This window comes from Amycolatopsis sp. NPDC005961, from assembly GCF_040629235.1.
GTDB classification, from domain to species: domain Bacteria; phylum Actinomycetota; class Actinomycetes; order Mycobacteriales; family Pseudonocardiaceae; genus Amycolatopsis; species Amycolatopsis camponoti.
Genome location: NZ_JBEXVF010000054.1, coordinates 39,529 through 65,747 on the forward strand (window position 1 = coordinate 39,529; position 26,219 = coordinate 65,747).

The following is a 26,219-nucleotide window of genomic DNA, read 5'->3' on the forward strand; positions in this document are numbered from 1 at the left end:
GAACCCGCCCGGGCCCTTCGTCCATTCAGGACACCACCGGGAACCCGTGCCGCCGGGCGCCGAGCACCACGGCGAGCACCGGGACCAGGAGCACGAGCAGCGTCCAGGGGAAGGCCGCGGGCCCGGCGGCGTCGAGCAGGACACCACCGGCCACGCCGCCCGCGGCCATCGCCGCGTTCCACAGCGTGACGAGCATGGCCTGCGCGTTGTCGGCCGCGGCGCCGCCCGCGTTCCCGGCCGCGGTCTGCAGGAGCGTGGGGACGCCGCCCCAGCCGAGGCCCCACAGCGCGACGGCGGCGTAGACCAGCACCGCGCTGCCCGCCGCGGTCGCCAGGATCGTCGCGGCCACCGCGACCAGGATCGTGCTGAGGACCGTCAGCGTGCGCAGCGCGCGGTCGATGCGCGTGCCGACGACCCAGATCCCGGCCATCGACGCGACGCCGAACACCAGCAGGACGACGTCGACCACGTCGCCCATCCCGGCGTGGCCGAGGAACGCGGCGACGTAGGTGTAGAGCACGGTGTGGGCCAGCACGAACACGAGCGTCACGGCCAGCACGGGCGCGACGCCCGGCACGGTGAGCGTGCGCCGGACCGGCACCCGGCCGCCGGCCTGCCCGGGCTGGTCCGGGACTCCCCAGGCGATCCAGCCGAGCAGCACGACGGCGATCGCCGACATGGCGCCGAACGCCGAGCGCCAGCCGAACAGGCCGCCGAGGAACGTCCCGGCCGGGATCCCGAGCGACAGGGCCAGGGGGATGCCCGCCATCACGACGGCGATGGCCCGGCCCTGGCGTTCCGGCGGCGCGAGCCGGCGCGCGTACCCGGCCAGCAGCGCCCAGACGACGCCCGCGGCCACCCCGGCGACGAACCGGGCGACCATGGTGAGCGGGTAGGCGGCGGACAGCGCCGTCACGGTGTTGGCGACGGCGAACCCGCCGACGCCGGCCAGCAGTAAGCGTTTGCGGGGCCAGGCCGCGGTGGCCGCGGAGAGGGGGATCGCGGTGAGGGCGGTGCCGAGGGCGTAGACCGTCACGGCCTGGCCGGCCGCCGCCTCACCGACGCCGAGGCCGGCGCTCATGCCGGGCAGCACGCCGGCGGGCAGCGCTTCGGTGAGCACGGTGACGAACGCGGCGGTGGTGAGGGCGAGGAGGGAGCGCGTCATGCCGCTATGCTCGAACCCTCACATACGTGTGAAGGTCTACGTGAGGTGGCGCACATGCGCATCGGGGAGCTGTCCGAACGCACCGGCACGTCCCGCCGGCTGCTCCGGTACTACGAGGAGCAGGGCCTGATCATCGCGTCCCGAGGGGCGAACGGGTACCGCGACTACGATTCCGCGACGGTCGATCGCGTGATCCAGGTGCGCGGGCTCCTCGACGCGGGACTGCCCACCCGCATCATCAAGCAGATCCTGCCCTGCCTCGACAAGCCCCGCGCGATCTACTTCCCGGACGCGACCCCGGAGATGATCGCGACGCTGGAGGAAGAGCGCGACCGGATGGCGCGCCGGGCGGAGTGCCTGCTGCGCAACCGGGACGCGATCTCCGAGTACCTCGACGCGGTGCGCGAGTACAACGGCGTTTGAGGAGCCGACGGGGGCACGCCTAGCCGGGAGGGTCGTCGTCGGGGCGGACGTGGACCCAGTGCAGGGTGTCGGCTTCCGGCCACCAGCCCGCGGGGTCCGGCCGGGGGTGGGCGCCGTCTTCGGCCCACCAGCGTGGAGGTGGCTCGTCGCCCATGCCTCGACGGTAGGAGGGGACGCGCTCGAGCACACCGGTCGAGGGCGGCCATGTCCGGTTCCGGCCGGTTTCGAGCGGCGCTCGCCAGCGACGCTGCCGGGCCGCGCCCGCCGGGCCGCCTCTCCGGCCGCCGCCGCTTGCCGGGCTGCCGCCGCCCGGCGGCGCCCGCAGGGCGGCCGTGGCCGGTAGCGGACAGTGGCCGAACCCGCCCCTGCCGGTGCGCGGCATCCCGGCCTTAGGTTGGCGGCGGAAGATCACTTCGCGGGAGGGAAGACCATGATCACGCGAGCCTTGACAGGCCTGGCCGCGGCGGCGGTCATCGGCACGCTGGGCGCACCGATGGCAACCGCCGCAACCGCCGCACCAGCAACCGCCGCCGCGGCGAGTGACGGTGGTCCCGCGGTCCGGCCCCCCGGCCAGTGCGTCTGGATCTGGACCGGCGGCCCGCCGCAGTGCAAGAAGCTGGAGTAGCACCGCGGGCCGAAGCCGGGCGGCTCTGGTCAAACCCACCCGCGCGGTCGCTCAGCCCAGCCAGCCCAGCCGGGTCGCCGCGAAGACCGCCGCCACCCGGTTGTCCGCCTGCAGGGCCTCCAGCAGCCCCTGGACGTGTCTGCGAACCGTCCGCTCGCTCACGTCCAGGTGGCGGGCGATCGCACCGTCCGTCATGCCCGTGGCCAGCAGGTCCAAGACCTTCGCCTGGGTCGGCGTCAGCCCGTGGCGCGGCTGGGACGCCGGGCCGTGCACCGCCACCGCCTGGCTCCAGACCAGCTCGAACAGCATCCGCAACGACGCCACGATCGTCGGGCTTCGGACGAACAGCGCGCCCTCCATGCCGCTCGGGTCGAGGGGGACCAGCGCCGAATGGCGGTCCGCGATCACCATCTTCATCGGCAGCTCCGGCGCCACGCGCATGGTCCAGCCGGCGGCCACGCTCGCGTCGACGACCTCTTTCGCGCCCTCGAACTCCAGCGCCGCCCGCTCGTACACGTTGCGCAAGGCGACTCCGCGCTCGGTCACCGCCTCCGGCAGCCGCATCACCGTGCTCGCGTCCGGCTTGCGCTTGAAGTGGCGCGTCGTGAACGTCAGGAACTCCTCGCGCGCGGACAGGCAGAGCTCCAGCGACAGCGAGCCGATGCGCCGCGGGTCGGTCAGCACCTCGACGGCCGCGTTGCCGCCCGAACCGTTCGCCGCCCGGTACACCGCCTGCAGCACGTCGAGCTGCTGGCGCGCGGCGACGATCTGCCGCTGCTGCTCCAGCAGCTGCTGCTGCGCGCCGAGAATGGCGTGGTCGACCGCGCGCACCGGCTCCATCGGCGCGATCACCGGGTCGTCGCGGTAGTCGCGGCGCACGAACCCGCGGTCGAACAGCTCCCGCATCTCCGGGCCCTCGGCCCGCGGGTCGTCCAGCGGTAGCGGCCCGGTGCGCACCATCGCGTCGTACAGCGCGCCGGCGCCGGGTGTCAGCAGCCCTTCGAGCATCGGTGTCCCCTTCCGGCAGCGCGGGCGGGTCCGGCCGGATCCGGACATGACCGCTCTGCCGCCTACCCCACGCGCCGGTCGGGGGAAAGGATTAGGCCGCTCGCGAAATCGGGGCCGGACCCGTCGTGGGGGTGGGTCCGGCCCCGTGGCGGGCGCCGGTCACGTCACCAGCGCCGCGACGGGTCGATCACGTGGACGGCCGCTTCCTCCGCCGACGCCGCGCCGCCGTCGATGCCCGCGTCGGACGCGTACAGCTCCTCGTCGCTGTCCGCGCCGAAGCCCTCGTCCGTCGCCACCAGGCGGCCCGCGCGGACGTCGCCGACCTCGTCGTCGATCAGCTCGCCGTCGGAGTCCTCGCTGTCGCCGAGACCGTCGCCCTCCTCGTCCGCGACGTCCGGTTCCTCGCGGGCCAGCCGGCCTTCCCAGCTCTCGCCTTCGGCGGCCTCGCGCGCGGTGGTGCCCCATTCTTCGGTGCCCCGCGGGCGTTCCGGCGGTGAATAACCCTCCGCCAGCTCGTCGCGGTCGTCCAAAGTGTCTTCGGGGTCCAGGATGCCTTCGTCGGCGTGGTCTTCGATGTCGTCGTCCATGCGTTCATCCTCGCGCAACTCCTTGGCCCCGCGCGGCTCGGGTGATATCACCGTGCAGGCCGCCGTACGGGCGGTGTTCCGGTGAAAGGTGATCCCCATGCCGATGAGACGCAGGGTGCTGGCCGCGGGGCTGGCCGGGGTGTTCGGCGCCGCGCTGTCCGGGCGGACGGCCCAGGCCGCGCAACCGGCGACGCCGCCGGTGCGGCTGGACCAGCTGAACCTGGTCAACCTCTCGCACGTCAACGACCCCGCCACGACCAACGTGTTCCCCGGCGACCCGGCCTTCACGCTGGAAACCATCGCCACGATCCCCGACGACGGCTACTACCTCCAGTTCGTTCGCGAAGGCGAGCACACCGGCACGCACTGGGGCGCGCCCGGCCACTTCAACACCGGTCAGCCGCTGGCCGACGACATGGACCCGGCGGATCTATTCCGGCCCGCGGTGAAGATCGACGTGAGAGCGAAGGCCGCGGCGAACCCCGACTATGGCGTCACGATCGACGACCTCAAGGCGTGGGAGAAACGCCACGGCCGCATCCCGGACGAGGCCGTCGTCGTGCTCTGGACCGGCTGGGACGCCAAGTGGGGCACCCCGGCCTACCCGAACACCGACGCCGACGGGGTGCTGCACCAGCCCGGGTTCTCGATCCCGGCGGTCAAGTGGCTGATCGACACGGGACGGCTCGGCCGCCGAGGCGGCACCGGCACCGACACGTTCAGCCCGGACGTCGGCACCGACGAGACGTACACGGTGTCGAAGCTCGTCTACCAGCGGCACCGGATCAGCCTGGAGATCCTGGCGAACCTGAAGGCCCTGCCGACGACCGGGGCGTGGGTGCTGGCGGGCGGCCCGATCAACCGCAAGGGCGCCGGCTCGACGGCGACGATCTTCGGCGTCCTCCCACCCGGCGTGGGCTGAGGAGGTCGTGAGTGAGAAACAGGGTTAGAACACTGTTTCTCACTCACGACCAGCCGCGGCGGGGATCGTCGGCAGGCGCAGCGCCGAAAGCGGCGCGGGGCGGCCGTACAGGTAGCCCTGCGCCGTGGTGCACCCCGCCGCGATGACCAGCGACGCCTGCTCGGCCGTCTCGATCCCCTCCGCGACCACGTCCAGCTCCAGGTCCGCGCACAGCCCGACCAGCGACCGGCACAGCGCCGCGTCCCGCTCGGGCTGGACTCCCGTCGTCAGCGCCCGGTCCAGCTTGATCAGGTCGACCGGCAGCGCGTGCAGGACCGTCAGCGAGCTGTACCCCGCGCCGAAGTCGTCCAGCGCCACCCGCACGCCCAGCTCCTGCAACCGCCGGATCGCCGCCGCGCCCGCCGCCAGGTCCGGCACCGGCACCGTCTCGGTGATCTCGACGACCAGCCGGGACGCCGGCAGCCCGTAGCGTTCCAGCGCCGATCCGACGCTCTGCTCCAGCGCCGCCGCGCCGAGGCGGCTCGCGCACACGTTCACGTGCACCGTCAGGTCCAGCCCGGCCTCGCTGATCTCCCGGCACGCGAGGTCCAGCACCAGCGCGTCCAGTTCGGCGCCGAGGCCGGCGCTTTCGGCCGAGCGGACGAACGTCTCCGGCGACACCACCGTCCCGTCGCGCGTGCTCCAGCGGGCCAGTGCCTCCACCGCCACGGGGACCTCGTCGGCCAGCCGGACGATCGGCTGGAACACCAGGCCGAAGCCTTCCGGGATACCGCCGGAAGCCCGGCGCAGGGCCGACGGGAAGTCCGGCGGGCCGTCCTGCGACGGCCGGTAGACGACGGTCGTGTCCTTGCCCAGCCGCTTGCCCGCGTACATCGACGTGTCCGCGCGGCCCAGCAGCACGTCCGACGTCACCAGCGGCTCCGCCGGGTCCGGCACCACCAGGCCCATGCTCGCGCGGACCGGGACGAGCGTGCCGTGCACCGCGAACGGCCGCCGCAGCACGCCCTGGATCCGGTCGGCGACCGCCTGCGGCGCGTCCAGCTCGCCTTCCAGGAGGATCGCGAACTCGTCGCCGCCCAGGCGCGCGACCGTGTCGCCCGCGCGCACGCAGCTCAGCAGCCGCTGGGCGACGGCGTGCAGCAGGACGTCGCCGCCCGCGTGCCCGAACCGGTCGTTGACCTCCTTGAAGTCGTCCAGGTCGACGAAGATCAGCACGAGGGTGCGATCGGTGGACTCCACGGCCCGGTCCAGCCGGTCGGCGAACAGCGCGCGGTTGGCGAGGCCGGTCAGCGGGTCGTGGTAGGCCTGGTGGGTCAGCTGCTGCTGCCCGTCGTAGACCCGGCGCAGCAGCAACCTGTTGTCCAGCAAGGAAAGCAGCTGCCGGGCGAGCACGAGGAACACCACCAGCACGCCGACGAACACCTCGACGCCGTCCGGCCCGGCGCCCGCCAGCAGCTGCGCCGTGATCAGCAGCGCCACCGCCGTCACCGGGACGTACGGCAGCGCCAGCTGCCACCAGTCGACCCCGCCCGGCGAGCCGGCCTCGTCGCGCCGCCGCTGGCCGGGCGTCACCAGCAGGGCGAAGGCGATGAACAGCGGCCCGAGCACGAACCCGCCGTCCGACCACGGCTTCATGCTTTCCGCGCCGATGCTGACCAGGTAGGCGAACACGCTGTCGGACGCGGCCAACGCGACGATCCCGACCGCGGCCAGCAGCAGGTTCGTGCGGTAGGGCCGGTCCACCCGGTCGAACACGACCAGCAGCACGGCGACGACCACGATCACCAGGTCCGACAACGGGTAGGAGATGGCGACGGCCCAGGTCAGCTTGTCCGGTGCGGTGGCCCGCACCAGCTGCCCGAGCGCCGCGGTCCAGGTGAGGATGAACAGCGAGCCGGTGACGATCAGGCCGTCGAGCACCACCGCGACGCCGAAGTGCGCCGTCCACTGGGCGGGCTGGAAGCGTTCGCGGTCCGGCCGGACCCGCGCCCGCGCCAGGACGAACAGGGCGGCGAGCGCGAACACCGGGAAGCTCAGGTAGCCGACGTCGGCCAGCGACGGCGACGGCAGCCCGCGCCCGTCGATCAGCTGGTAATACGACCAGGCGCACTGGCCGAGCGACCAGCCGGCCATGCCGACCGCGACGAGCTCGCGCCACCAGCGCTGGTGCCCGCGAACGCGGCGCGCGACCAGGACGCCGCAGACGACCGCCGCGACCCCGGCGCTCAGCTGCATGGCGTCGTCGATCCACAAGGCGAAGGTGTCGCCCCAAAACGCGAAGCCGTTGACCACGACCAGGGCCACCGTGAGGAAGACGAGCAGGGCCGCGACTGGGTACCGCCGCACTGTCATGGCACCTCACGTGGGTCACCCACCGGTCGGACCGGCAAACACTACACCGCGCGCACGGCGGTACCGGCTCACCGCACCGGTGGCCGGTACCGCCTCATCAGGCGATGTCGCGGCGGTGCAGCAGCCGGCTCGCGGGGCGGCGGACCTGCTTGGTCAGCTCGGCCCGGATGTCACGCAGCATGATCGGTCCCTCCGGTCAGGGTTCCGGCGATGACGCCGGCCGAGCAGACGGTGAATGGCCGCCCCGAGCTGGTGGCGGAGCGCGGCGGTGTGATCAGGCGGATCCGGGCGGTGCGAAACCCGGAGAAGCTCCGGCCCCGGCAACCGGCTCAGCGGTCACGGGACCCAGGTCGCCGTCGACCGGCAGGCCGGCGCCGGTGACGAAGCGGGCGGCGTCGGAGGCGAGGAACACGACGGCGCCGGCCAGGTCGGTGACCTCGCCGAGGGCGGGCCGCGGGCCCGTCCCGGTGGGTCCCGGCCCGGGGTAGAGGCAGTTGACGCGCACGTCGTAGCCGAGCTTCCCGGCTTCCAAGGCGGCCACGCGGGTCAGCCGGTCGACCGCGGACTTCGTCGCGGAGTAGCCGGCGCCGCCGACGGTCGTGTCGACCGACGCCACGGTGACGACCGCGCCGCCCTTCCCGGCCGGGCCGCCCGGGCGCATCGCGCGGAACGCGTGCTTGACGGCGAGCGCGGTGCCGAGGACGTTGACGTCGAGCATCCGCCGGAGACCGGCCGGGTCGAGGTCGGCGATCAGGCCGGAGATCTCGACGCCGGCGTTGGCGACCACGATGTCCAGGCCGCCGAGTTCGGCGATGGTCTCGCCGACGGCCCGCTCCCAGCTCGCGTCGTCGGTGACGTCGAGCCGGACGAAGACAGCGGCGGCGCCGGTCTGCTTGAGCGCGTCCGCAGTCGCGCGGCCCTGGTCCTCCCGGACGTCGGCGATCACCACCGCGGCCCCGGCTTCGGCCAGCGCCGCGGCCATTTCGGCGCCGAGACCCCCGGCGCCGCCGGTGACCAGCGCCGCGCGCCCGGACAGGTCGTGCCGCCCCATCGACATCTCCTCCTCGAGCCGGTCGGCGCCCAGCATCACCGGGGTCTGGACGGTCGTCAAGAGTCTCTTGGACACTCGTCAAGGAAAAGCTGGTCAAGTGCTCGATATGCTGAACCCGGCAACCACGACGTGACGGACGGTGCAGGTGACAGAGGCCAAGGAGCGGACCCGGGACCGGATCTCGCGCCGCGGGGTGGACAAGTTCGCCGACCGGCGGGCCCAGCTCGCCGAGTCGGCGCTGCGGACGCTGGCCGAGCTCGGTTACGCGCGCACCAGCCTGCGGGAGATCGCGCAGAACTCGGAGTTCTCGCACGGCGTGCTGCACTACTACTTCGCCGACAAGGTCGACTTGCTGACCCACTGCGTGCGGCAGTTCGAGGAAGTGTGCGTCACCCGGTACGACGAGCTCGTCGCCCGCGCGCGGACGGCGGCCGAGCTGGAGCGCGACTTCGCGGCGGCGATGGCCGCGACGCTGCGCGCGGACGCCAAGATGCACCGGCTCTGGTACGACCTGCGCAACCAGAGCCTGTTCGAGGAGTCCTTCCGCGCCGACGTGCTCGAGATCGACCGGCGCCGCGAGGAGATGATCCACCACGTCGTCGCGCGCTACGCCGAGCTGGCCGCCGTGCCGGTCGTCGTGCCGAAGGCCGTCGCGTACGCGGTGCTCGACGGCCTCTTCCAGCAGGCGCTGCTCCGGCACCTGGCCGGCGAGGAGGAAGCCGCGGCCGAGCTCGAACGGGCCGTCCCCTCGGTGCTGACGCGCATCGTGGCGGCCTGACTCCGTCCCGTTCCACTGCCCGCATTCGACTACTTCGACACCCGGTGCGCGAGGGTGGTGCGGCTCTTCGTTATCCGTTGCGGAATCGGTGCGGCCACCAAGAATGCGGCCGCCGGGAAGAGGTTTCCCGTTTCGCGTGACGACAGGTCCGGAAACCGCGGGATAACGATCCGTTTGCCGCCGCATGATCGACTGGACAGCGGCGTCAGGGCTGACGAATATTGATGCCCGTGCGGGAACGGCGAGGGAGGAACGGTGGACCTCAGTGCAGCGGACGTGGTCGGCGAGCTGAAGGTCTTGCGCAAAGGGAGGGGAATTTTCACCACACCGCTCGCGGATCGCGTCGGACCCGCTTTGCGCGCCACATGTGGCATTTTGGAAGATGACGACTCCGTGGAGGTGCGGCGTAAACTCACGGACCGATTGCGCCCGCTCGTCGAGTCGTTGCCGGATGATCTGAAGATCGCGCTGCGGGCCGCGTTCGCATTGGACGAGCGCGCGCGGAAGCCGTTCTACCAGGAACGGGTGCACTGGGCGGCGATCACGCTCGACCGCGACGACCGGACCGTGCGACGGCGGATCGACGAAGGAATCGAGCAGGTCGCGGCAATGGCCGTGGCGGCCGGTCCGCCGGATCTCCGGCCGGGCTATCCGAGCCGGAGTTGGCACACCGAAGAACTGCGCGTCACGCTCGCACTCGACCAGCCGGTGGCCGAGGCGTTCGAATTCCGCCGGGTGGTGGCGGACGCGGACGAAATCGCCGAGCTGGACCTGGCACTGACGCTGACGGCGGCCGGTGAATCCGGCGATTCGGTGCACGAGTCCGATCTCGTCGTCGATGTGTTCCACGGCGGAGTGCTCGCCGGCCGCGCGATGGAGTCGAGTGACCGGATCGGGCTGTCGTTGCGGTTGCCGGGGCCGCTGCGACGCGGTCAACGTCATGACGTCGGACTGCGATTCCGGGCGAACATGCGGGAACCGCATTACATCTGCGTGCCGCGGCACCCGTGCGATCTGTTCGACCTGCACGTCCGGTTCGGCGACCGGGTGCCGGACCGGATCGTGCTGCTGGAGAAGGCGTTCCAGAACGACACGCGCTCACCGCGCGGCGCGGTGCTGGAGACCGACGACGCGGGCGAGGTGCACGTCCGGTTCCGCCATCTCGCGCCCGGCTTCGCGTACGGGATCCGCTGGCAGCCGGTCGGCGCCGGGTGAGCCTCAGTCCCGGGGCCAGACCAGGAGCTCGAGGGCGTGGAGCGCGGACACGAAAGGCTCGGGCAGCCGCACGACCTGCTTGGCGGCGCGGGCCTTGGCGGACAGCCCGGGGCTGATCCCGGGCGCGGTTTCGGCGTCGCGGGCGGCATCGTCGACGAGCCCGGTGGCGCGCCCGAGCGGGCCGCGGCCGCCGAGGGCGAGCGCGAGCCCGAGGTCGAGCTGGGTCTCGAGGGTCTCCGGGTGGGTCCGGCCCAGCATCCGGAGCTGCGGTTCCCGGATGGTCTCGAGCAGCTCGGCCTGACGGTCGAATGCGCGCAGCCGGGCGTGCGCGAGCCCCATGGCGTGGCGGACCCGGTGGTGCAGCCGGTGTTCGTCACCGAGAACGCGGCGGACGGTCCGCTCGGTCTCGGCGAGGGCGGCCAGCGCTTCTCGCGGACGCCCTCGCGCGAGCAGCGCCCGACCGGTGTGGACGGACGCGGTCAGGGTGCGGGGACTCTCGACGCCGTACCGGTGGGCGTAGGTCTTCTCGAGGTCGGCAGCGTCGCGGTGCACGAGGTCGGCGTCGGCTTGGATCAGCTCGGCGTCCGGGCAGTCTTCGATCCCGGCGGCGACGTCCCGGGCTCGCTGATGCTGCCCGTCCTGGAAGAGGTTCCGGGCGTATTCGAGGGTCAGCGCGTCGCTGACGGAGCCGCTGAGCGCGGGTTCGAGAAGGGCGATGGCTTCCCGCGGGCGGCCGCGGAGACGACGGGCTTTCGCGGCCCGGCACCGTTCTTCGCCGGAGGTGGGGCGGTGGGTGGCCCAGAAGGTCCGGTCGGCTTCGGCGTAGTCGCCTTGGCTGTCCAGGGCTTGGGCGGCGATCACGGCGGCTTCGGGCGAGCCGAGGGCTTGCCGGGCGTGACCGAGGGCTTCGGCATCGAACCCACAGGCGAGTTCGACCCGGGCCGCGGCGGTGAAGTCCGCTGAGGTCGCTTCGCCGGTCGAGAGGATGGCGGCGTGGATTTCACCGGCGGTGGCGGGATCGCCGTGGGCCTCGTGAGCGGCCGCGAGGGGGCGTAGGAGGGCGACCCGGTGGGTGGGGCAGCGGTCGGCGAGCGCGCGGGCGTGGTGAAGCAGGAGGTGACGCCGGGCCGCGGTGTCGTGAGCGGACGGCGGGAGGTCTCCGGCTGGCGGCCGGGGTCGGCCGATCCAGACGCCAGCCGACGGGTCTTCGGCCGCGCCCGCGCGACCGGGCGACGCACCGCCGGCTGGTTCGTGGTGCAGGGCGTCTGCCGCCCGGTCTTGAGCCGGTGAGTCTTGAGTCGCGTCCGCGCGGTCGGGTGGGGCGCCGTGGGCTGGTTCGTGCGGCAAGGCGTCTGCCGCCCGGTCCTGCGCCGGCCGACTTTCGCCCGGGTCGGCGCGGCCGGGCGCGGCACTGTCGGTCAGTGCGTCCAGCACCGCCTCCGCCACCCGCTCCGCCGCCGGCTCCCCGAACTCGCCGCCGGCCACCTCCACCGCGAGGCCCTGCAACCGCAGACCCTCGCCCACCGAAGCCGCGAACCCCAGCGACACCAGCTCCTCCACCGCCGCCTCGAACCCGGTGTCGTCCGAAGCCGCCCGCGCCACCGCGAGCGGGATCGGTGCCGGGGCCAGCACCGTGCCCAGCCGCAGCAGCTCGCGTGCCGGGTGGCTCATCCGGACCAGCACCTCCCGGATCGCGTGCGGCGCCGTGTCCGGTGCGGCACCGGCCCGGTGCCTCGCCGTGGCCCGCAGCGTCATCGGATGGCCGTCGCAGCGGGCCACGAAACTCGCGTCCGGCATCCCGAGCAGGCGCAGCCCCTCCTCGAGCGCCAAGCCCGGCACCTCCACCGTCGCCCCCGGCCAGCGGGCGGCTCGGCTCGTCAGCAGCGTGCGGATCCGGTCCGACGGCAGCACCACCCCGTTCAGCACGCCCGGTGGCAGCCCGGCCGGGACGTCGTCGACCAGCAGCAGCACCCGCTCGCCCGCCGCGTCGACGCGGCTCGCGAGCCGCTTGCGCAACCGGGCCAGGGCGAGCCCGGACGTGCCCGCCGCCGTCGCGAGGGCCAGGTGGAACTGGGGGAGGAAGTCGTCCGGGTCGAGGTGGCCGAACGGGCCCGTCCGCCACACCCGGCCGGCCAGGCACGCGTACTGCTCGGCCACCGTCGTCTTACCGATGCCCGCCGGCCCGCGGACCAGCACCGCCCGCCGGGCGACGAGCTCGGCGTGGATGGTCCGCAGCAAAGGGAAACCGGGATTTCCGAAAGCGGCGGCACGCACCCGTTCGACGAGCTCCGGGAGCGATTCATCCGGACGGATCGCCAGCACCTTCTCGGTGCCCAGACCGGGCGGAAGATCGGCGAGCAGAACGCGCGAGGCCGCCAGTTCTGCCGCACCGCGGTCGAAATCGTCGAACGGATTACCCCGGAAAACGCGCAGCCCGCCGGCGCGCAGCGCTTTCTCCACCTCATCGGCCGCCGCGGAACACAGGAACACGTCGAACCGGGCGGCGGCCTCCACAGGGGTCCCGGTGGCGTTCAATGGGTGATCATGGCTTCGGTTCCTGACGGTCGGATCGGGTCACGCGCCAAGGATCGGAACGGAACGCGAATTCGCTACCGGACACCCCGGAACGGCAGGATCTGTCCACTATTTGACCCGCCCGCGGGGGACGACCGCCGGGTAACACCACTGGGCCGTTTCTGATTAACGGACAATATCTGGACAAGAACCACACCCCTGCAACGTTGCTGGTCAGCGCCTCGATTACTCCGGTTGTCGGACCGGGAAATCGTGGGAAGCGTCAGGAGAATCGTCCGAGGACCAGTGTGGTCTTCCGAGGGCGACGGGTTACCCGACAGCGGTCCGGTGGACGATGCGAGGAGGGAACCCGTGGACACCATGATGGCGGAGACGGCGGTCGAAGGCTACGTCGTGCTCGACGAGCTGCCGCGTCCGGACGGCAAGCTGACGAAGGAGCAGCTCGACCCGGTCGTGGCGGCGGCGCGCACCGGCGACCCGGACGCGATCCAGGCGCTGTTGCGGCTGATCAAGCCGACGGTCACGCGCTACTGCCGCGCCCGGATCGGCGGGCGCGACCTGTCGTACCTGTCGGCCGACGACGTCGCGCAGGAAGTCTGCCTGGCCGTGCTGAAGGTGCTGCCCGGCTACCAGGACCGCGGCGGCTCGTTCCTGTACCTGGTGCGCGCCATCGCCGCGAACAAGGTCGCCGACGCGTTCCGCTCGGTGGCGCGCGACCGGTCGAAGCCCGTGTCGGAGCTGCCGGACCGGCCGCTGGGCGGCAACGAGCCGGAGAGCCACGTGCTGGACATGGACCTCGGGGCCCGGCTGGGCCGGCTGATGGCGACGCTGCCGCCGCTGCACCAGGAGATCCTGACCCTGCGGATCGTCGTCGGCCTGTCGGCCAACGAGACGGCGGACGCGCTCGGCATCTCCGCCGGCAACGTCCGCATCACGCAGTACCGCGCGCTGACGAAGCTGCGCGGGATGATCCCCGCCGGCGGTCTCTGAGCGTCACTCCAGCCATTCGGTGATGAAGTGGTCGCTCTCGTGGATGTGCACGGCCTCGTAGACGCCGGGGCCGAGCACCGCGAACTTGTGCGCGGTGCCGGCCGGGACGACCAGCACGTCCCCGGCGCCGCCGTCGCGCTCCTCGGCACCGATGGTGAACCGGGCCCGCCCGCGGATGATGACGAACGTCTCGGCGTACGGGTGCCGGTGCAGGCGCGGCCCGGAGCCGACGACGTCGCTGCTTTCGCGGATGACGGAGATCCCGGACCCGACGTCGCGTCCTTCGAAGTTCTCGCTGTCGCTCACCCCACCAGCGTAGCGCCGGTTCAGCCCACGACGGCCTTCCTCAGCTGGCCGAGGGCCCGGTGCTGGGCGACGCGGACGGCGCCCGCCGTCGAGCCGACCACGTCGGCGGTTTCCTCCGCGGAGAGGCCGACGACCACGCGCAGGACCACGATCTCCCGTTGCTTCTCCGGCAGCACCCGCAGCAGCTGGCCCATGCGCTCGCCCAGTTCGCGCTGCAGCGCGTGGTGCTCGGGGTCCATCGAGGGGTCGGCCTCGTCGGGGATCTCGGCCACCGGTTCGTCGTGCGGTCGCGCGGCGGCCTTGCGGGCGAGGCCGACGTGCTGCCGGGCGATGCCGCACACGAACGCGGGAAGCGACCGTTCCGGTGGCCGCCGGGGAAACGCACGGAGGACCGCGATGCAGACCTCCTGAGCGACGTCGTCGGCCAGCCCCGCGTCGAGCCGCGCGCGGCAGTAGCGCACGACGAGCGGCCGCGCCGCGACCAGCAGCCGCTCCGGAGCTTCCACTGCGGTGGTCATGGAGTTCCCCTCTTCCGCGTCAGGGAGGGGAACTACCCACTTTCCGCCCGGACATCCCCGCCGGCGGCGAACTCCCCGCTATTTCCGGAAAACCGGTGCCGGGAACGTCGATCCCGTGGCCGGGGTGGCACGCTGGGACCATGACCTTCGGGCTGCACCACGTCCAGCTGGCCATCGAACCGGGCAGCGAAGACCGTTGCCGCGCCTTCTACACCGGCGTCCTCGGCCTGACGGAGATCCCGAAGCCGCCCGCGCTCGCCGGGCGCGGCGGGCTCTGGCTGCGGGCCGGCGGCCTCGAACTCCACCTCGGCGTCGAGCCGGGCTTCCGGCCCGCCCGCAAGGCCCACCCGGGCATCCTCGCCGACGACCTCGACGCGCTGGCGGAACGCCTCCACGAGCACGGCGTGGCCGTCGAATGGGACGACGGCTTCCCCGGCCACCGCCGCTTCTATACCCACGACCCGCTCGGCAACCGGCTGGAGTTCCTCACGCCGGCGTGATCGTGCGGTGGTGGCCGAACAGCGCCGGGTCAACCCGGACACTTGTCCGCTTGGTTACGCTGGCGACGTGACCCCGATGCGAGCCGACGCCGAGCAGAACCGTGAGCGGATCCTCGAGGTCGCGCGCGTCGCGCTCAAGGCGTCGAGCGCGGCCTCGCTGCAGTCGATCGCGAAGGCGGCGGGCGTCGGCCAGGGCACGCTCTACCGGCACTTCCCCACGCGTGAGGCGCTGCTGCTGGCCGTCTACCGCCACGACGTCGAGGAGCTGATCGACGTGGCCCCGGCGCTGCTGGCCGAGCATCCGCCGGCCGAAGCGCTGCGACAGTGGTTCGAGCGGCTCGCGGCGTACGGCCGGATCAAGCACGGCGTCGGCGAAGCGGTCGAAGCCGCGACGCGCGCCGATCTCTCGGGGGAGTACTACGCGCCGACGTGCGCGGCGATCACGCTCCTGCTGGACGCGGGGAAGCGGGCCGGGACACTGCGGCCGGACGTCGACGCCGAAGATATCCTGCAGCTCGTGGGTTTCCTCTGGCGCACCGATTTCGGGGCCGACCGGGAAGCGCGCACGGCGCATTTGCTGACGCTGATCCTGGACGGCCTGAAACCGCAGTGATGAGACGACCGACTCATTTCACGGTGAATGAGCCGGTCGTGCCGAATCAGAGGTCCTGCTGCCGGAACGCGTCCAGCACGCGACGCTCCCTTTTGGTCGGCCGGCCGGCGCCGCGGTCGCGCCGGGCGACCGGGATCGCGGTCTCGGGGGGCGGCTTCGGCGTCCGGTCCACGAAGCACGTCGCCGCGTCCGCCGCACCTACGCGTTTCTGGATCACCCGTACCACATCGAGGATCCTGGTCGTCCCGGCGATGCGCAGGCGGACTTCGTCGCCCGGCACGACGGTCGTCGCGGGCTTCGCCGGCTTGTCGTTGACGCGCACGTGACCGCCCCGGCACGCCGCCGCGGCGTCCGGGCGGGTCTTGGTCAGCCGGACCGCCCAAAGCCAGCGGTCCACTCGGGTCGACTCCACAGTCGTCCATCATGGCCCATTCAGCGGAATCCTCGCGCAACCCCGGGAGGTTACTCGCGGGTATATGTCGACTTGTCTGCACCACTGAGTTATAACCTGTTCTAATATACCTCAACGGTGAGGACCATCACATGCGTGACGAACCCGTGTGGAGAACAGCATCTGGGGCAGTTTCCCGTCGTCTTTTCATCGCTGGAACTGGTTCTATCTTGGCGGCCGCGGCCGTGGGGAGCCAGGCCGCCGCCAGAGCCGCGTCCGCCACGATCGCCGACGCGGCGCGCGTGCCCGCCCTCGTGATCGGCTCGGGCTACGGCGGCCAGGTCACCGCGCTGCGGCTCGCCGAAGCCGGCATCGACGTGCAGATGATCGAAATGGGCATGGCCTGGGACACGCCCGGCTCCGACGGCAAGATCTTCGCCAACACGACCACCCCGGACCAGCGCTCGTTCTGGTTGCGCACCAGGACGAAGCAGCCGCTGTCCAACTTCCTCAGGTTCCCGATCGACAAGGACATCCCCAAGTACACGGGCATCCTCGACGCCGAGGAGTTCAGCGGGATCACCGTGTACCAGGGTCGCGGCGTCGGCGGCGGCTCGCTCGTCAACGGCGGCATGGCCGTCACGCCGAAGCGGGAGAACTTCGGCGCGATCCTCCCGACCGTCAACGCCGACGAGATGTACGGCACCTACTACCCGCGCGCCAACTCCGGGCTCGGCGTCGGCCTGATCGACCCGGCGTGGTTCGACTCCGCCGAGTGCTACCAGTACGCGCGCGTCGGCCGGAAGCAGGCGCAGCGGTCCGGGTTCCCGTTCGTGTTCGTACCGGACGTGTACGACTGGAACTACATGAAGCAGGAACAGGCCAACACCGTGCCGCGCTCGGCGCTGGCCGGGGAAATCCTGTACGGCAACAACTACGGCAAGAAGTCCCTGCAGAAGACCTACCTCCCGCGGATCAAGGCGACTGGCCGCGTCACCATCTCGCCGCTGCACCGCGTGACGTCCGTGACGCCCGCGTCCGGCGGCGGCTACACGGTCGTCATGGACCAGCTGAACACCACCGGCGGGGTGACGGCGACGAAGTCCGTCACGGCGGACAAGGTGTTCTTCGCCGCGGGCAGCGTCGGCACGAGCAAGCTGCTGGTGAAGCTGAAGTCCACCGGCGCGCTGCCGAACCTGAACGGCGAGGTCGGGAAGGGCTGGGGCGACAACGGGAACGTGATGGTCGGGCGGGCCAACCAGATCTGGGACCCGACCGGCAGCCTCCAGTCGTCGATCCCCTGCGGCGGCATCGACAACTGGGCCGCGGGCGGCGCGTTCGCCGAAGTGGCGCCGCTGCCGACCGGGATCGAGACGTGGGCGTCGTTCTACCTGTCGATCACGAAGAACCCGAACCGCGCGCAGTTCACCTACAACCCGGCGACGCAGAACGTCGACCTCAACTGGCAGACGGCGTGGAAGCAGCCGGGGATCGACATGGCGAAGTCCATCTTCGACAAGATCAACGCGAAGGAGGGGACGATCTACCGCACGGATCTCTTCGGTGTGTACAAGATCTGGGGCGACCACCTGACGTACCACCCGCTCGGCGGCGCGGTGCTCGGCAAGGCGACCGACAACTACGGCCGGCTGGCCGGGTACCAGGGCCTGTACGCGATCGACGGGTCCCTGATCCCGGGCAACACGAGCGTCAACCCGTTCGTCACCATCACGGCGCTGGCCGAACGGAACATCGAAAAGATCATCGCGACGGACTTCTGACCCGCGGGTCGTGAGGGGCGGGTGCCGCCCCTCACGACCGGTGGGACGGCAGGACGCAGACGGTGTCGATGCCCAGGACGTGGTTGAGGCGGCCGAAAGCGAGCCACGCGCCGAGGCTCATGCTCAGCTCGACGATCTCCTGCTGCGTGTAGTGCTCGGCCATCCGCTTCCAGAAGTCGTCGTCCAGGTTGTGGTGGTCCAGCGTGTACCGCTCGGCGTACTCGGCCGCCAGCCGCGTGCGCTCGTCGAAAAGCTCGGTCGTGCGCCACTCCGTCACCGCGTCCGCGAACTCTGGCTCGACCTTCACGCCGTCGCGCTCGGTGCGCCAGTCGAGGCAGAAGATGCACCCGTTGATCTGGGCGATCCGCAGCCGCGCGGCTTCGAACTCCCGCAGCCCGAGCGTCGTGTGCGCGTAGACCGCCAGCGAGAACTGCGAAGCGGCGATCCCGATGCCGGGCACCATCTCGCCCCACACGTACCCGATCGGGTCCTTGCCCTCGGGGATGTCGATGTTCACGAGCGCCTCCTTCCGAGTTTGCCGGCTGCCGGGCGCAGCGGGACGTCGAGTGCGTCGTACAGGCCGGGTTCCGCTTCGGCCAGCCAGTCGATCGCGCCGACGAGCCGGCCGACGGCGGTCGCGTTGCCGCCCGCCGAACGGTTTTCGCCCTCGTCGGAAGCTTCGACGCTGACCTCGATGCGCGGCCGGCCTTCGATGATCACGCGGTGGGCGCCGTCGCCGCTGGGCGGCGTGGGCCAGTCCGGCGCGCACGACGGGTGGATGCGGGTGACGTGCTCGATGACGATCCGCGCTTCGCCGTCGACGATGCCCTGGACCTCGAACCGCACCGCGCCCTGGGTGCCCTTCTCGAACTCGCCCATGGTCCGCGTGGAGACGGTTTCCTCGAGGGGACGCCGTTGCAGCGTCTCGCGCAGCTCGTCGACCTCGACGCCGAGGCCGCGCGCGATCAGCCGGACCTGCCCGCCCCAGACCATCGACGGCACGCCGGTCATCAGCATCGGCGGGTCGTAGTCCATCGGCTGGCCCATGCCGACCAGGTACCGGACGGAATCAGGCTGTTCGTAGGTCGAGTAGTCGAAGATCTCCTGGCAGCGGATGACGTCGACGTCGGTGCCGAGCCCGCTGATCAGCAGCGGCAGGACGTCGTTGCCCCAGCCGGGGTCGACGCCGGAGACGAACAGCGAGCCGCCGCCCTCCTTGATCGCGGCCAGCACGGGGTCCCGCAGTTCCGGGGGCGCGTTGCGCTGGTCGTAGAGCGGGTAGAGGGCCGGTGTGACGACGACCGCGCCCGTCCCGACCGCGCGGACGATGTCGGCGAGCGCGTCGTCGAACCGGACGTCTCCCGACGCGGCGTAGACGACGGCGCGCGGATTCGCGGCGAGCACGGCGTCGATGTCGTCGGTCGCGGCGACCCCGAGTTCGCCGACTCCCGCCAGCGCGCCGGCGTCCTTGCCGACCTTCGCCGGGTCGTGGACGAGCACCGCGGTCAGTTCCAACGCCGGGTGAGCGTCGACGGCCCGGATCGCTGCCCGGCCGACGTTGCCCGTACCCCACACCACTGTGGCGATCATTTCGCCGAGTTTTCGCCGGTTCGCCCGGGTCCGGGAAGGGATTCGTTCCGGCCAGCGGACCACGAGAAGCCGGGTAGGCTGCAGTGCGTCCGAACGTCGTATCGGAGGGCGCGCCATGACGATCGACCCGAAGCCCCGCAGCCGCACGGTCACCGACGGGATCGAGGCCGCGCCCGCGCGCGGCATGCTCCGCGCCGTCGGGATGGGCGACGGCGACTGGCGCAAGCCGATCATCGGCGTCGCCAGCTCGTGGAACGAGATCACGCCGTGCAACCTGTCCCTCGACCGGCTGGCGCAGGCGTCGAAGGAAGGCGTGCACGCGGCCGGTGGCTACCCACTGCAGTTCGGCACGATCTCCGTGTCCGACGGCATCTCGATGGGCCACGACGGGATGCACTTCTCGCTCGTGTCGCGGGAGGTCATCGCCGACTCGGTCGAGACCGTGATGCAGGCCGAACGCCTCGACGGCTCGGTGCTGCTGGCCGGCTGCGACAAGTCCCTGCCGGGCATGCTGATGGCGGCCGCGCGCCTAGACCTGGCGTCGGTGTTCCTCTACGCGGGCACGATCGCCCCCGGCTGGGTGAAGCTGACCGACGGCACCGAGAAGGACGTCACGCTCATCGACGCCTTCGAGGCGGTCGGCGCGTGCCGGGCGGGCCGGCTCGGGACCGCCGACCTGGACCGCATCGAACGCGCCATCTGCCCCGGTGAGGGCGCTTGCGGCGGCATGTACACCGCGAACACGATGGCGTCGGCGGCCGAGGCGATGGGGATGAGCATGCCGGGGTCGGCCGCGCCGCCGTCCGCGGACCGCCGTCGCGACCACTACGCGCACCTTTCGGGGGAAGCCGTCGTCGGGCTGCTCGAGAAGGGCATCACCGCCCGGGACATCCTGACGCGGGAAGCGTTCGAGAACGCCATCACGGTGATCATGGCGCTCGGCGGCTCGACGAACGCCGTGCTGCACCTGCTGGCCATCGCGCACGAGGCGAAGGTTTCGCTGACCCTCGACGACTTCAACCGGGTCGGCGACCGCGTCCCGCACCTGGGCGACCTGAAGCCGTTCGGCAAGTACGTCATGAACGACATCGACCGCCACGGCGGCATCCCGGTGCTGATGAAGGCGCTGCTGGACGAGGGCCTGCTCCACGGCGACGCGCTGACGGTCACCGGCCGCACGGTCGCGGAGAACCTCGCCGAGCTGGACCCCGACCCGATCGACGGCGAGGTCCTGCGCCGGCTGGACAACCCGCTGCACCCGACCGGCGGCATCACCATCCTGCGCGGCTCGCTGGCGCCGGAGGGAGCGGTCGTGAAGTCCGCGGGCTTCGACACGGCCAACTTCGAGGGCCCGGCGCGCGTGTTCGAGCGCGAGCAGGAGGCGATGGCGGCGCTGAACGAAGGCCGGATCTCGGCGGGCGACGTCGTCGTCATCCGCTACGAGGGCCCCAAGGGCGGGCCGGGGATGCGCGAGATGCTCGCGATCACCGCGGCGATCAAGGGCGCCGGACTGGGCCGCGACGTGCTGTTGCTGACCGACGGCCGGTTTTCCGGCGGCACCACGGGCCTCTGCATCGGCCACGTGGCGCCGGAGGCGGTCGACGGAGGCCCGATCGCGTTCGTCCGCGACGGCGACCGGATCGCCGTCGACATCAAGGGCCGCAGCATGGACCTCCTGGTGGACGCGGCCGAGCTGGCGCGGCGCCGCGAGGGCTGGGAGCCGCTGCCGAACAAGTTCCCGGAAGGCGTGCTGGGCAAGTACGCGAAGCTGGTCCGGTCGTCGTCCTACGGCGCCGTGACGAGCTGAGTGCGCGGGTTCGCCGCTGTCGCGCGCTCCATGGCTTCGTCATGAGCTGAACGCGCCGCTCGGCTTTCCGCGCCGGGACCGCGTTGTCGACCCGAGCGGGCGCGAGCCTGCCCTGCGGGCCGGTGCCGCGTAGCTTCCTAACTTGCGTGACGACCAACAAGTATGTGGCAGTGGTGGCATGACCGTCGTCCTCGTGAACGGAAACCCCGAGACCGCCGCGGTCTGGGACCCGCTGTGCGCCGAACTGGACCGCGCCGACGTGCTGCGGCTGTCCCCGCCCGGTTTCGGCGCGCCGGTGCCGGACGGGTTCGCCTGCACGGTGACCGGCTACCGCGACTGGCTCGTCGCGGAGCTCGAAGCGCTCGGCGAGCCCGTCGACCTCGTCGGGCACGACATCGGCGGCAGCACCGTCGTTTCGGTCGCGATGATCCGGCCCGACCTGCTGCGCACTTGGGTCAGCGACTCACTGGGCGTCTTCGACCCGGACTACGTCTGGCACGACCTGGCCCGGCAGTGGCAGACGCCCGGCGACGGCGAGCGATCGGTCGCGGACCTGCTCGGCGGGACGCTCGCCGGCCGCACCGCGCGGATGGTCGGCCGCGGTATCGCCGAGCCGGTCGCGGCCCGGCTGGCCGCCGGGCAAGGCCCCGAGATGGGCCGCGCGATCCTCACGTTCTACCGCTCCGCCGCCCAGCCGGTGATGGCCGAGCTGGGGCGCGCCCTGCCGGCCGCCGCGGCGCGTCCCGGACTTGCCGTGCTCGGGACGGACGACCACTTCGTCGGCTCCGAAGCGCTGCGTCGCCGATCGGCCGAGCGGGCCGGGGCCCGGGTCCTGACCCTGAACGGGCTCGGGCACTGGTGGATGGTGCAGGATCCCGGCCGCGCCGCCCGCGCGCTCACCGAGTTCTGGACGTCATGAGAGCGCGCTTGTCCACCTTGCCGACCTCGGTGAGGGGCAGCGCGTCGGCGAAGTCCACGCTCGCCGGGACGTAGTGCTCTTGGTCGAAGGCTTCCCGCGCGTGCGCCTTCAGGGCGTCTTCGGTGACTTCGCTCGAGGTGACGACGACGGCGTGCAGCACTTGGCCGTCCTCCGTGGTGAGGCCGAAAACGGCCGCGCTCCGGACCGCCGGGTGGGCCTCGAGCGCGTGCTCGACGACGGTCGAGGGCACCTTCGTCCCGTGCTCGCCGACCACGACGACGTCGTCGGCCCGGTCGAGGAGGTAGAGGTAGCCGTCGTCGTCGAAGCGGCCGAGGTCGCCGGTGCGCAGCCAGCCGGCGCCGACCGGCGGGCCACCGAGGTAACCGTCCATCATGGACAGTCCGCGGACCTCGACTTCGCCGTCTTCGGTGATCCGCGCTTCCATGCCCGGCACGATCCGGCCGACCGAGCCCAGCCGCTCCGGGTGATCGATCAGCTCGGCCGCGGAGATGCCGGCGATCATCGGGGCCTCGGTGAGGCCGTAGCCCTGGCCGACGACCGGGCCGAAGACGTCGAGGGCCTGGGCGAGCCGGTGCGGCGGCAGCGGCGCGGCGCCGAGGGAGAGCGAGCGGACGCTGCCGAGGTCGGTGCTTTCCCGCGCCGGGTGGTCGAGGACGGCGGCCAGGCGCGGCGGCGTCAGGGAAAGCGTGTCGATGCGGTGTTCCTGGATTGCGGCGAGGACCGCACCGGCGTCGAAGCCGTCCTGGAGCACCACGGTGTCGCGGCGCAGGAGGGCGCCGAGGACGGCGGCGTTGCCGGTCATGTGCGTCATCGGCGCGACGAGCAGCATGCGGCCGGGGCCGGCCGGGTCCGGCGTGAAGATGCAGGCCATGCCGTCGTAGATGCCGCTGTGGCGGATGAGCTTCGGGGCGCCGGTGGTGCCGCCGGTGGGGAAGAGGAGGTGGACGGTCTCGGGCGGGTCCAGCGGCACGGGTTCGCCGTCGAGGTCGTCGAGGGTGCGGACGTCGCCGCCGGGCCAGTCGTCCGGACGGTCGGTGACGATGGTGGCGCCCTCGGCCGCGGCGAGCCGGTCCCGCCTCGGCGCGGAGGCCGGGACCATGAGGACGGTCGCGCCGCGCAGAAGCCCGGCGAGCTGGACGAGCAGTGTCTCGGGCCGGTTGCGCAGGTCGACGGCGACGGTCTTTGCGTGCCCGAGCTTGTCGTGCCCCGGCTTTTCCTGTCCGAGGCCGCCGTGCAGCCGGCGCAGCCGGGCGCGGGCCTGGTGGTAGGTCGTGACGCCGTTCTCGTGGTGGAACAGGGGGCGGTCACCGCCGTCGTCGAGCGCGGCGAGCGCTTTCGTCAGGAAGAAGCTCACCCGGCGACGGTACTCAGGGAGCTGGTCCGGCCGTCGCCGTCGCCGGACTTCGCCTGCGGCGGGCGGGCCTCAGTCCTGATAGGAGAGCTTCGCGAGTTCCTCGTCGAAGTCGAACCAGTCCGTCTCGCTGCCGGCCGGGATGACCTCGTAGGTCCGGTCGAGGAAGGCGGCGATTTCCTTGGCGGGCGCCTCGAGCACGGCGGCGCCGTCGGGGGAGTTGAGTTCGACGACGACCAGCGCGGGGTCGCCGGCGGGCCCGACGCGCACGTCACCGTCGCCGCAGCGGGCGAGCAGGCCGTCGGCGAGCAGATCGCGCCCGAAGAGCCACCGGACGGCGCTCGGGCCGGCGTGCAGCACCACGGCGACCGCGTAGGGATCGCGGGTGTCGTACTCCAGCTCGGCCGGCACCGGCCGCGGCGCCGCCCCGAAGGTGCGCAGGGCGAAGTCGAAGCTGGCACTGGTCACGCTGTGCGGGTCGGCCATGGGGACCGCCTTTGCTACTCGTCGGTTAACTTCATCTTGTTCCAGGGATAACCCATAGTGAGTTCAACGCCCAGCGTTCCGAAAAACTTTCACACTCTGGGGTGATCAAGAAGTGTCGGAGGTCACCGTCGGCGTGGCCGAACGGGCAGGTTCTCACGGAGGGTGAGACGTCGTTCCCCAAGTCGGTCAATAAGTGAAGTCACTCCACTTCTGGCATTGCTCCACCTCTGGCGTCGCTTCACCTTTGGTGCCGATGCTCCTCGCGACCGGCGCAAACTGAACCCACTGCATTACTGAAGTGACTCAACTTTCGGAGTCGATACGCGACTGGAGTCACTCCGACACTTGAGCCGCTGCGCGCTCTGAGCGCCCGGAGCGCCAGTGGCACCCGCCGACTGGCCGCTTGCCCCCGCGACTCAGAACTCGACGCCAGGCTTTCGAAGCCGTCCGGCTCGCGGATGGGTCGAGACGCCGGAGTTGCACCGTCCGGGTGGGAAGCGCCACTCCACACCAGTCCGCGACGCCGTCCAGCCGCGAACGCCCCCTGGAAGCAAGGGTGAGGTGGAGGGTGCCGGGCATGGGTGAGCGTGGACGGCTACGGCTGCATCCGGACGAGGCACCGGCGCCGGGGGCGAGCGCCGAGGAGCTCCTGGGGCGCGTCGCGGCCGGGGACGAACCCGCCTTCGCGGCGCTGTACGACCTCATCGCCGGACCCGTGCTCGGGCTGGTGACGCGCGTCCTGCGCAACCACGCCCAGGCCGAGGAAGTGGCGCAGGAGGTGCTGGTGGAGGTGTGGCGCAAGGCCACGAGGTACGTCCCGGAGCGCGGCAGCGCGCTGTCGTGGGTGCTGACGATCGCCCACCGCCGGGCCGTGGACCGCGTGCGCTCGCACCAGGCCGTGCTCGACCGCGAGGAGCGAGCGGGCCGGATGGACGTCCGGCGGCCGTTCGACGAGGTCACCGAGTCCACTTTGGCCACTCTCGACCAGCAGCGCGTGCGGCAGTGCCTCGCCGAGCTCACCGATCTCCAGCGCGAGTCCATCGTGCTGGCCTACTACAACGGCTACACCTATCCCGAGGTCGCCGAGGTGCTGAAGGTGGCGCCCGGGACCGTGAAAACCCGCATCCGGGACGGTCTGATCCGGCTGCGTGACTGCCTGGGGGTGGATCGATGACCGCCGAGCTGCACACGCTGACCGGGGCCTACGCGCTGGATGCCGTGTCCGATGTGGAGCGTGCCGGGTTCGAACGGCACCTCGGGGAGTGCGCCGCGTGCCGCCAGGAGGTGGCCGAGCTGCGGGCGACCGGTGCCCGGCTGGGCGCGGCCGAGACCGTGGGGCCGCCGCCCGAGCTGCGAGCGAGGGTGCTCGCCGGCGTCGCCCGCACGCGTCAGCTGCCGCCGAGAGTTCCGGCGCAGCGTGGGGAAAAACCTCGCCGTGGCAAGGCCTTCGGGCTGCGCGTCGCCCTGTTCGGGGCGGCCGCGGCCGCCGTCGTCGCGGTCGGGGTCGGCGTCGTGACGACGTCCGCGCCGCCGGCTCCGGTCGACTCGGTGCTGTCCGCGCCGGACGCGACCGCGATCCAGGGCGTCGGCGAGGGGCACGCGACCCTGGTCGTCTCACGCAGCCGCAACCAGGCGGTGCTGCTCGCCTCGGACCTCCCCACGCTCGACGCGGGCCACGTGTACCAGGTGTGGATGATCCGGTCCGGTGAAGCGCAGTCGGCCGGCGTCCTGCAACCGCGGATGCTGATGTCCGACATCCCGCCCGGTACCGACCGGATCGGCATCACCGTCGAGCCCGCCGGCGGGTCCGCGAGCCCGACGACGCCGGCGGTCAGCCGGATCTCCCTGACCTAGCGATCCGACGAGACTGCCGCGAGGACCAAGATTTTCCGGTGCGGTGGGCAATTGCCGGCGGAATCAATTCACCGAACGGTGACCTGAATCACTCGATCGAGTGCCAATCCGGTTCCACTACAGCCCCGAATCATCCGCAAGAAGAAGTTCACAGCCGCTTTCTTTGGAGTGATTTTCGTGACCAAGCTTCGTGTCGCCGGTATCGGTTTCGCCGCCGTGGCCGCCCTTTCGCTGACCGCGTGCAGCGGCAGCGACACCGCTTCTTCGGGCAGCTCCAGCGCCCCCGCCCCGACTTCGTCGATGGCCGCCCCGTCGTCTTCGGCCGACTCGGCCGCCTCGACCGGCGTGACCACCAACGCCGACGTGTTCGGCCCGGCCTGTTCGCAGCTGCCGCAGGGCTCCGCGCCGGGTTCGCTGGACTCGATGGGCCC

The 26,219-nt window shown here is 71.8% G+C and carries 27 protein-coding genes and 1 pseudogene; 14 read left to right on the plus strand and 14 right to left on the minus strand.

Annotated features, from left to right (window positions below):
• Positions 1 to 25: 25 nt before the first annotated feature.
• Positions 26 to 1,165 carry an MFS transporter gene (locus ABZ342_RS35465; protein WP_360482574.1) on the minus strand — a complete coding sequence of 380 codons (1,140 nt, stop codon included), beginning with the start codon at positions 1,163 to 1,165 and terminating at the stop codon, positions 26 to 28.
• A 54-nt stretch (positions 1,166 to 1,219) separates the two neighbouring features.
• Between ABZ342_RS35465 and ABZ342_RS35470 the strand changes: the two genes are divergently transcribed.
• A complete protein-coding gene (locus tag ABZ342_RS35470; protein ID WP_360482577.1) occupies positions 1,220 to 1,588 on the plus strand; it encodes a MerR family transcriptional regulator in 369 nt (122 codons plus the stop codon).
• A gap of 19 nt (positions 1,589 to 1,607) precedes the next feature.
• Here ABZ342_RS35470 and ABZ342_RS35475 read toward each other — a convergent pair whose 3' ends face one another.
• Positions 1,608 to 1,742 (minus strand): hypothetical protein, encoded by a 135-nt coding sequence (locus ABZ342_RS35475; protein ID WP_277875373.1) that lies wholly within the window; start codon positions 1,740 to 1,742, stop codon positions 1,608 to 1,610.
• 276 nt (positions 1,743 to 2,018) lie between these two features.
• Between ABZ342_RS35475 and ABZ342_RS35480 the strand changes: the two genes are divergently transcribed.
• Complete coding sequence (locus ABZ342_RS35480) at positions 2,019 to 2,213, plus strand: hypothetical protein (protein WP_360482580.1); 195 nt, start codon at positions 2,019 to 2,021, stop codon at positions 2,211 to 2,213.
• A 51-nt stretch (positions 2,214 to 2,264) separates the two neighbouring features.
• Here ABZ342_RS35480 and ABZ342_RS35485 read toward each other — a convergent pair whose 3' ends face one another.
• Both ABZ342_RS35485 and ABZ342_RS35490 read right to left on the minus strand, forming a co-directional pair.
• Positions 2,265 to 3,221 carry a LuxR C-terminal-related transcriptional regulator gene (locus ABZ342_RS35485; RefSeq protein WP_360482583.1) on the minus strand — a complete coding sequence of 319 codons (957 nt, stop codon included), beginning with the start codon at positions 3,219 to 3,221 and terminating at the stop codon, positions 2,265 to 2,267.
• Positions 3,222 to 3,385: 164 nt separating this feature from the next.
• On the minus strand, positions 3,386 to 3,808 hold the full coding sequence (locus ABZ342_RS35490) for a DUF5709 domain-containing protein (RefSeq protein WP_360482586.1): 423 nt from the start codon (positions 3,806 to 3,808) through the stop codon (positions 3,386 to 3,388).
• Between the two features lie 97 nt (positions 3,809 to 3,905).
• Here ABZ342_RS35490 and ABZ342_RS35495 point away from each other — a divergent pair, with 97 nt between their 5' ends.
• Positions 3,906 to 4,730 carry a cyclase family protein gene (locus tag ABZ342_RS35495; protein WP_360482589.1) on the plus strand — a complete coding sequence of 275 codons (825 nt, stop codon included), beginning with the start codon at positions 3,906 to 3,908 and terminating at the stop codon, positions 4,728 to 4,730.
• A gap of 39 nt (positions 4,731 to 4,769) precedes the next feature.
• Here ABZ342_RS35495 and ABZ342_RS35500 read toward each other — a convergent pair whose 3' ends face one another.
• Both ABZ342_RS35500 and ABZ342_RS35505 read right to left on the minus strand, forming a co-directional pair.
• Positions 4,770 to 7,076 carry an EAL domain-containing protein gene (locus ABZ342_RS35500; RefSeq protein ID WP_360482592.1) on the minus strand — a complete coding sequence of 769 codons (2,307 nt, stop codon included), beginning with the start codon at positions 7,074 to 7,076 and terminating at the stop codon, positions 4,770 to 4,772.
• 280 nt (positions 7,077 to 7,356) lie between these two features.
• Positions 7,357 to 8,208: an SDR family NAD(P)-dependent oxidoreductase gene (locus ABZ342_RS35505; RefSeq protein WP_360482595.1), complete on the minus strand. Its 852-nt coding sequence runs from the start codon at positions 8,206 to 8,208 to the stop codon at positions 7,357 to 7,359.
• Positions 8,209 to 8,278: 70 nt separating this feature from the next.
• Here ABZ342_RS35505 and ABZ342_RS35510 point away from each other — a divergent pair, with 70 nt between their 5' ends.
• Together ABZ342_RS35510 and ABZ342_RS35515 are read left to right on the plus strand one after the other, a co-directional pair.
• Complete coding sequence (locus ABZ342_RS35510) at positions 8,279 to 8,911, plus strand: helix-turn-helix domain-containing protein (protein WP_360482598.1); 633 nt, start codon at positions 8,279 to 8,281, stop codon at positions 8,909 to 8,911.
• Between the two features lie 423 nt (positions 8,912 to 9,334).
• Positions 9,335 to 10,126: a hypothetical protein gene (locus ABZ342_RS35515; protein ID WP_360482601.1), complete on the plus strand. Its 792-nt coding sequence runs from the start codon at positions 9,335 to 9,337 to the stop codon at positions 10,124 to 10,126.
• Between the two features lie 3 nt (positions 10,127 to 10,129).
• Here ABZ342_RS35515 and ABZ342_RS35520 read toward each other — a convergent pair whose 3' ends face one another.
• Positions 10,130 to 12,661: a hypothetical protein gene (locus tag ABZ342_RS35520; RefSeq protein WP_360482604.1), complete on the minus strand. Its 2,532-nt coding sequence runs from the start codon at positions 12,659 to 12,661 to the stop codon at positions 10,130 to 10,132.
• A 360-nt stretch (positions 12,662 to 13,021) separates the two neighbouring features.
• Here ABZ342_RS35520 and shbA point away from each other — a divergent pair, with 360 nt between their 5' ends.
• On the plus strand, positions 13,022 to 13,651 hold the full coding sequence (shbA, locus tag ABZ342_RS35525) for an RNA polymerase sigma factor ShbA (RefSeq protein ID WP_196425415.1): 630 nt from the start codon (positions 13,022 to 13,024) through the stop codon (positions 13,649 to 13,651).
• A 3-nt stretch (positions 13,652 to 13,654) separates the two neighbouring features.
• On the opposite strand, the gene ABZ342_RS35530 is transcribed toward shbA, so the two are convergent.
• Together ABZ342_RS35530 and ABZ342_RS35535 are read right to left on the minus strand one after the other, a co-directional pair.
• Entirely contained in the window at positions 13,655 to 13,957 is a 303-nt protein-coding gene (locus tag ABZ342_RS35530; RefSeq protein ID WP_155541539.1) for a cupin domain-containing protein, read from the minus strand.
• 20 nt (positions 13,958 to 13,977) lie between these two features.
• Positions 13,978 to 14,475 (minus strand): sigma-70 family RNA polymerase sigma factor, encoded by a 498-nt coding sequence (locus tag ABZ342_RS35535; RefSeq protein ID WP_360482607.1) that lies wholly within the window; start codon positions 14,473 to 14,475, stop codon positions 13,978 to 13,980.
• 140 nt (positions 14,476 to 14,615) lie between these two features.
• Here ABZ342_RS35535 and ABZ342_RS35540 point away from each other — a divergent pair, with 140 nt between their 5' ends.
• Complete coding sequence (locus ABZ342_RS35540) at positions 14,616 to 14,975, plus strand: VOC family protein (RefSeq protein WP_360482610.1); 360 nt, start codon at positions 14,616 to 14,618, stop codon at positions 14,973 to 14,975.
• A 76-nt stretch (positions 14,976 to 15,051) separates the two neighbouring features.
• Complete coding sequence (locus ABZ342_RS35545; protein ID WP_360482650.1) at positions 15,052 to 15,588, plus strand: TetR/AcrR family transcriptional regulator; 537 nt, start codon at positions 15,052 to 15,054, stop codon at positions 15,586 to 15,588.
• 46 nt (positions 15,589 to 15,634) lie between these two features.
• Here ABZ342_RS35545 and ABZ342_RS35550 read toward each other — a convergent pair whose 3' ends face one another.
• The gene (locus tag ABZ342_RS35550; RefSeq protein WP_155541542.1) at positions 15,635 to 15,985 is read right to left on the minus strand and encodes an RNA-binding S4 domain-containing protein; all 351 of its coding nucleotides are present in this window, start codon (positions 15,983 to 15,985) and stop codon (positions 15,635 to 15,637) included.
• Between the two features lie 224 nt (positions 15,986 to 16,209).
• Here ABZ342_RS35550 and ABZ342_RS35555 point away from each other — a divergent pair, with 224 nt between their 5' ends.
• Positions 16,210 to 17,760: a GMC oxidoreductase gene (locus ABZ342_RS35555; protein WP_360482614.1), complete on the plus strand. Its 1,551-nt coding sequence runs from the start codon at positions 16,210 to 16,212 to the stop codon at positions 17,758 to 17,760.
• Positions 17,761 to 17,791: 31 nt separating this feature from the next.
• On the opposite strand, the gene ABZ342_RS35560 is transcribed toward ABZ342_RS35555, so the two are convergent.
• Both ABZ342_RS35560 and ABZ342_RS35565 read right to left on the minus strand, forming a co-directional pair.
• Positions 17,792 to 18,277 (minus strand): carboxymuconolactone decarboxylase family protein, encoded by a 486-nt coding sequence (locus ABZ342_RS35560; protein WP_360482617.1) that lies wholly within the window; start codon positions 18,275 to 18,277, stop codon positions 17,792 to 17,794.
• Positions 18,274 to 19,350: a dihydrodipicolinate reductase gene (locus tag ABZ342_RS35565; protein WP_360482620.1), complete on the minus strand. Its 1,077-nt coding sequence runs from the start codon at positions 19,348 to 19,350 to the stop codon at positions 18,274 to 18,276. The genes ABZ342_RS35560 and ABZ342_RS35565 overlap by 4 nt, the downstream gene beginning before the upstream one ends.
• Before the next feature lie 115 nt (positions 19,351 to 19,465).
• On the opposite strand from ABZ342_RS35565, the gene ilvD reads away from it, so the two are divergent.
• Complete coding sequence (gene ilvD, locus ABZ342_RS35570) at positions 19,466 to 21,157, plus strand: dihydroxy-acid dehydratase (RefSeq protein WP_360482623.1); 1,692 nt, start codon at positions 19,466 to 19,468, stop codon at positions 21,155 to 21,157.
• A 178-nt stretch (positions 21,158 to 21,335) separates the two neighbouring features.
• On the plus strand, positions 21,336 to 22,076 hold the full coding sequence (locus ABZ342_RS35575; RefSeq protein ID WP_360482625.1) for an alpha/beta hydrolase: 741 nt from the start codon (positions 21,336 to 21,338) through the stop codon (positions 22,074 to 22,076).
• Here ABZ342_RS35575 and ABZ342_RS35580 read toward each other — a convergent pair.
• Together ABZ342_RS35580 and ABZ342_RS35585 are read right to left on the minus strand one after the other, a co-directional pair.
• Complete coding sequence (locus tag ABZ342_RS35580) at positions 22,054 to 23,451, minus strand: fatty acid--CoA ligase family protein (RefSeq protein WP_360482628.1); 1,398 nt, start codon at positions 23,449 to 23,451, stop codon at positions 22,054 to 22,056. The two genes, ABZ342_RS35575 and ABZ342_RS35580, sit on opposite strands and share 23 nt — an antisense overlap.
• A 69-nt stretch (positions 23,452 to 23,520) precedes the next feature.
• Positions 23,521 to 23,934: an SsgA family sporulation/cell division regulator gene (locus ABZ342_RS35585; RefSeq protein WP_155541550.1), complete on the minus strand. Its 414-nt coding sequence runs from the start codon at positions 23,932 to 23,934 to the stop codon at positions 23,521 to 23,523.
• Positions 23,935 to 24,511: 577 nt separating this feature from the next.
• Here ABZ342_RS35585 and sigK point away from each other — a divergent pair.
• The 3 genes and pseudogenes from sigK to ABZ342_RS35600 all read left to right on the plus strand — a co-directional run.
• Positions 24,512 to 25,108, plus strand: a complete 597-nt coding sequence (gene sigK / locus ABZ342_RS35590; RefSeq protein ID WP_360482631.1) for an ECF RNA polymerase sigma factor SigK — start codon at positions 24,512 to 24,514, stop codon at positions 25,106 to 25,108.
• Complete coding sequence (locus tag ABZ342_RS35595; RefSeq protein WP_360482634.1) at positions 25,105 to 25,788, plus strand: anti-sigma factor; 684 nt, start codon at positions 25,105 to 25,107, stop codon at positions 25,786 to 25,788. Before sigK ends, ABZ342_RS35595 begins: the two co-directional genes overlap by 4 nt.
• Positions 25,789 to 25,965: 177 nt before the next feature.
• Positions 25,966 to 26,219: pseudogene (locus ABZ342_RS35600) on the plus strand (fasciclin domain-containing protein); the annotation flags it as partial.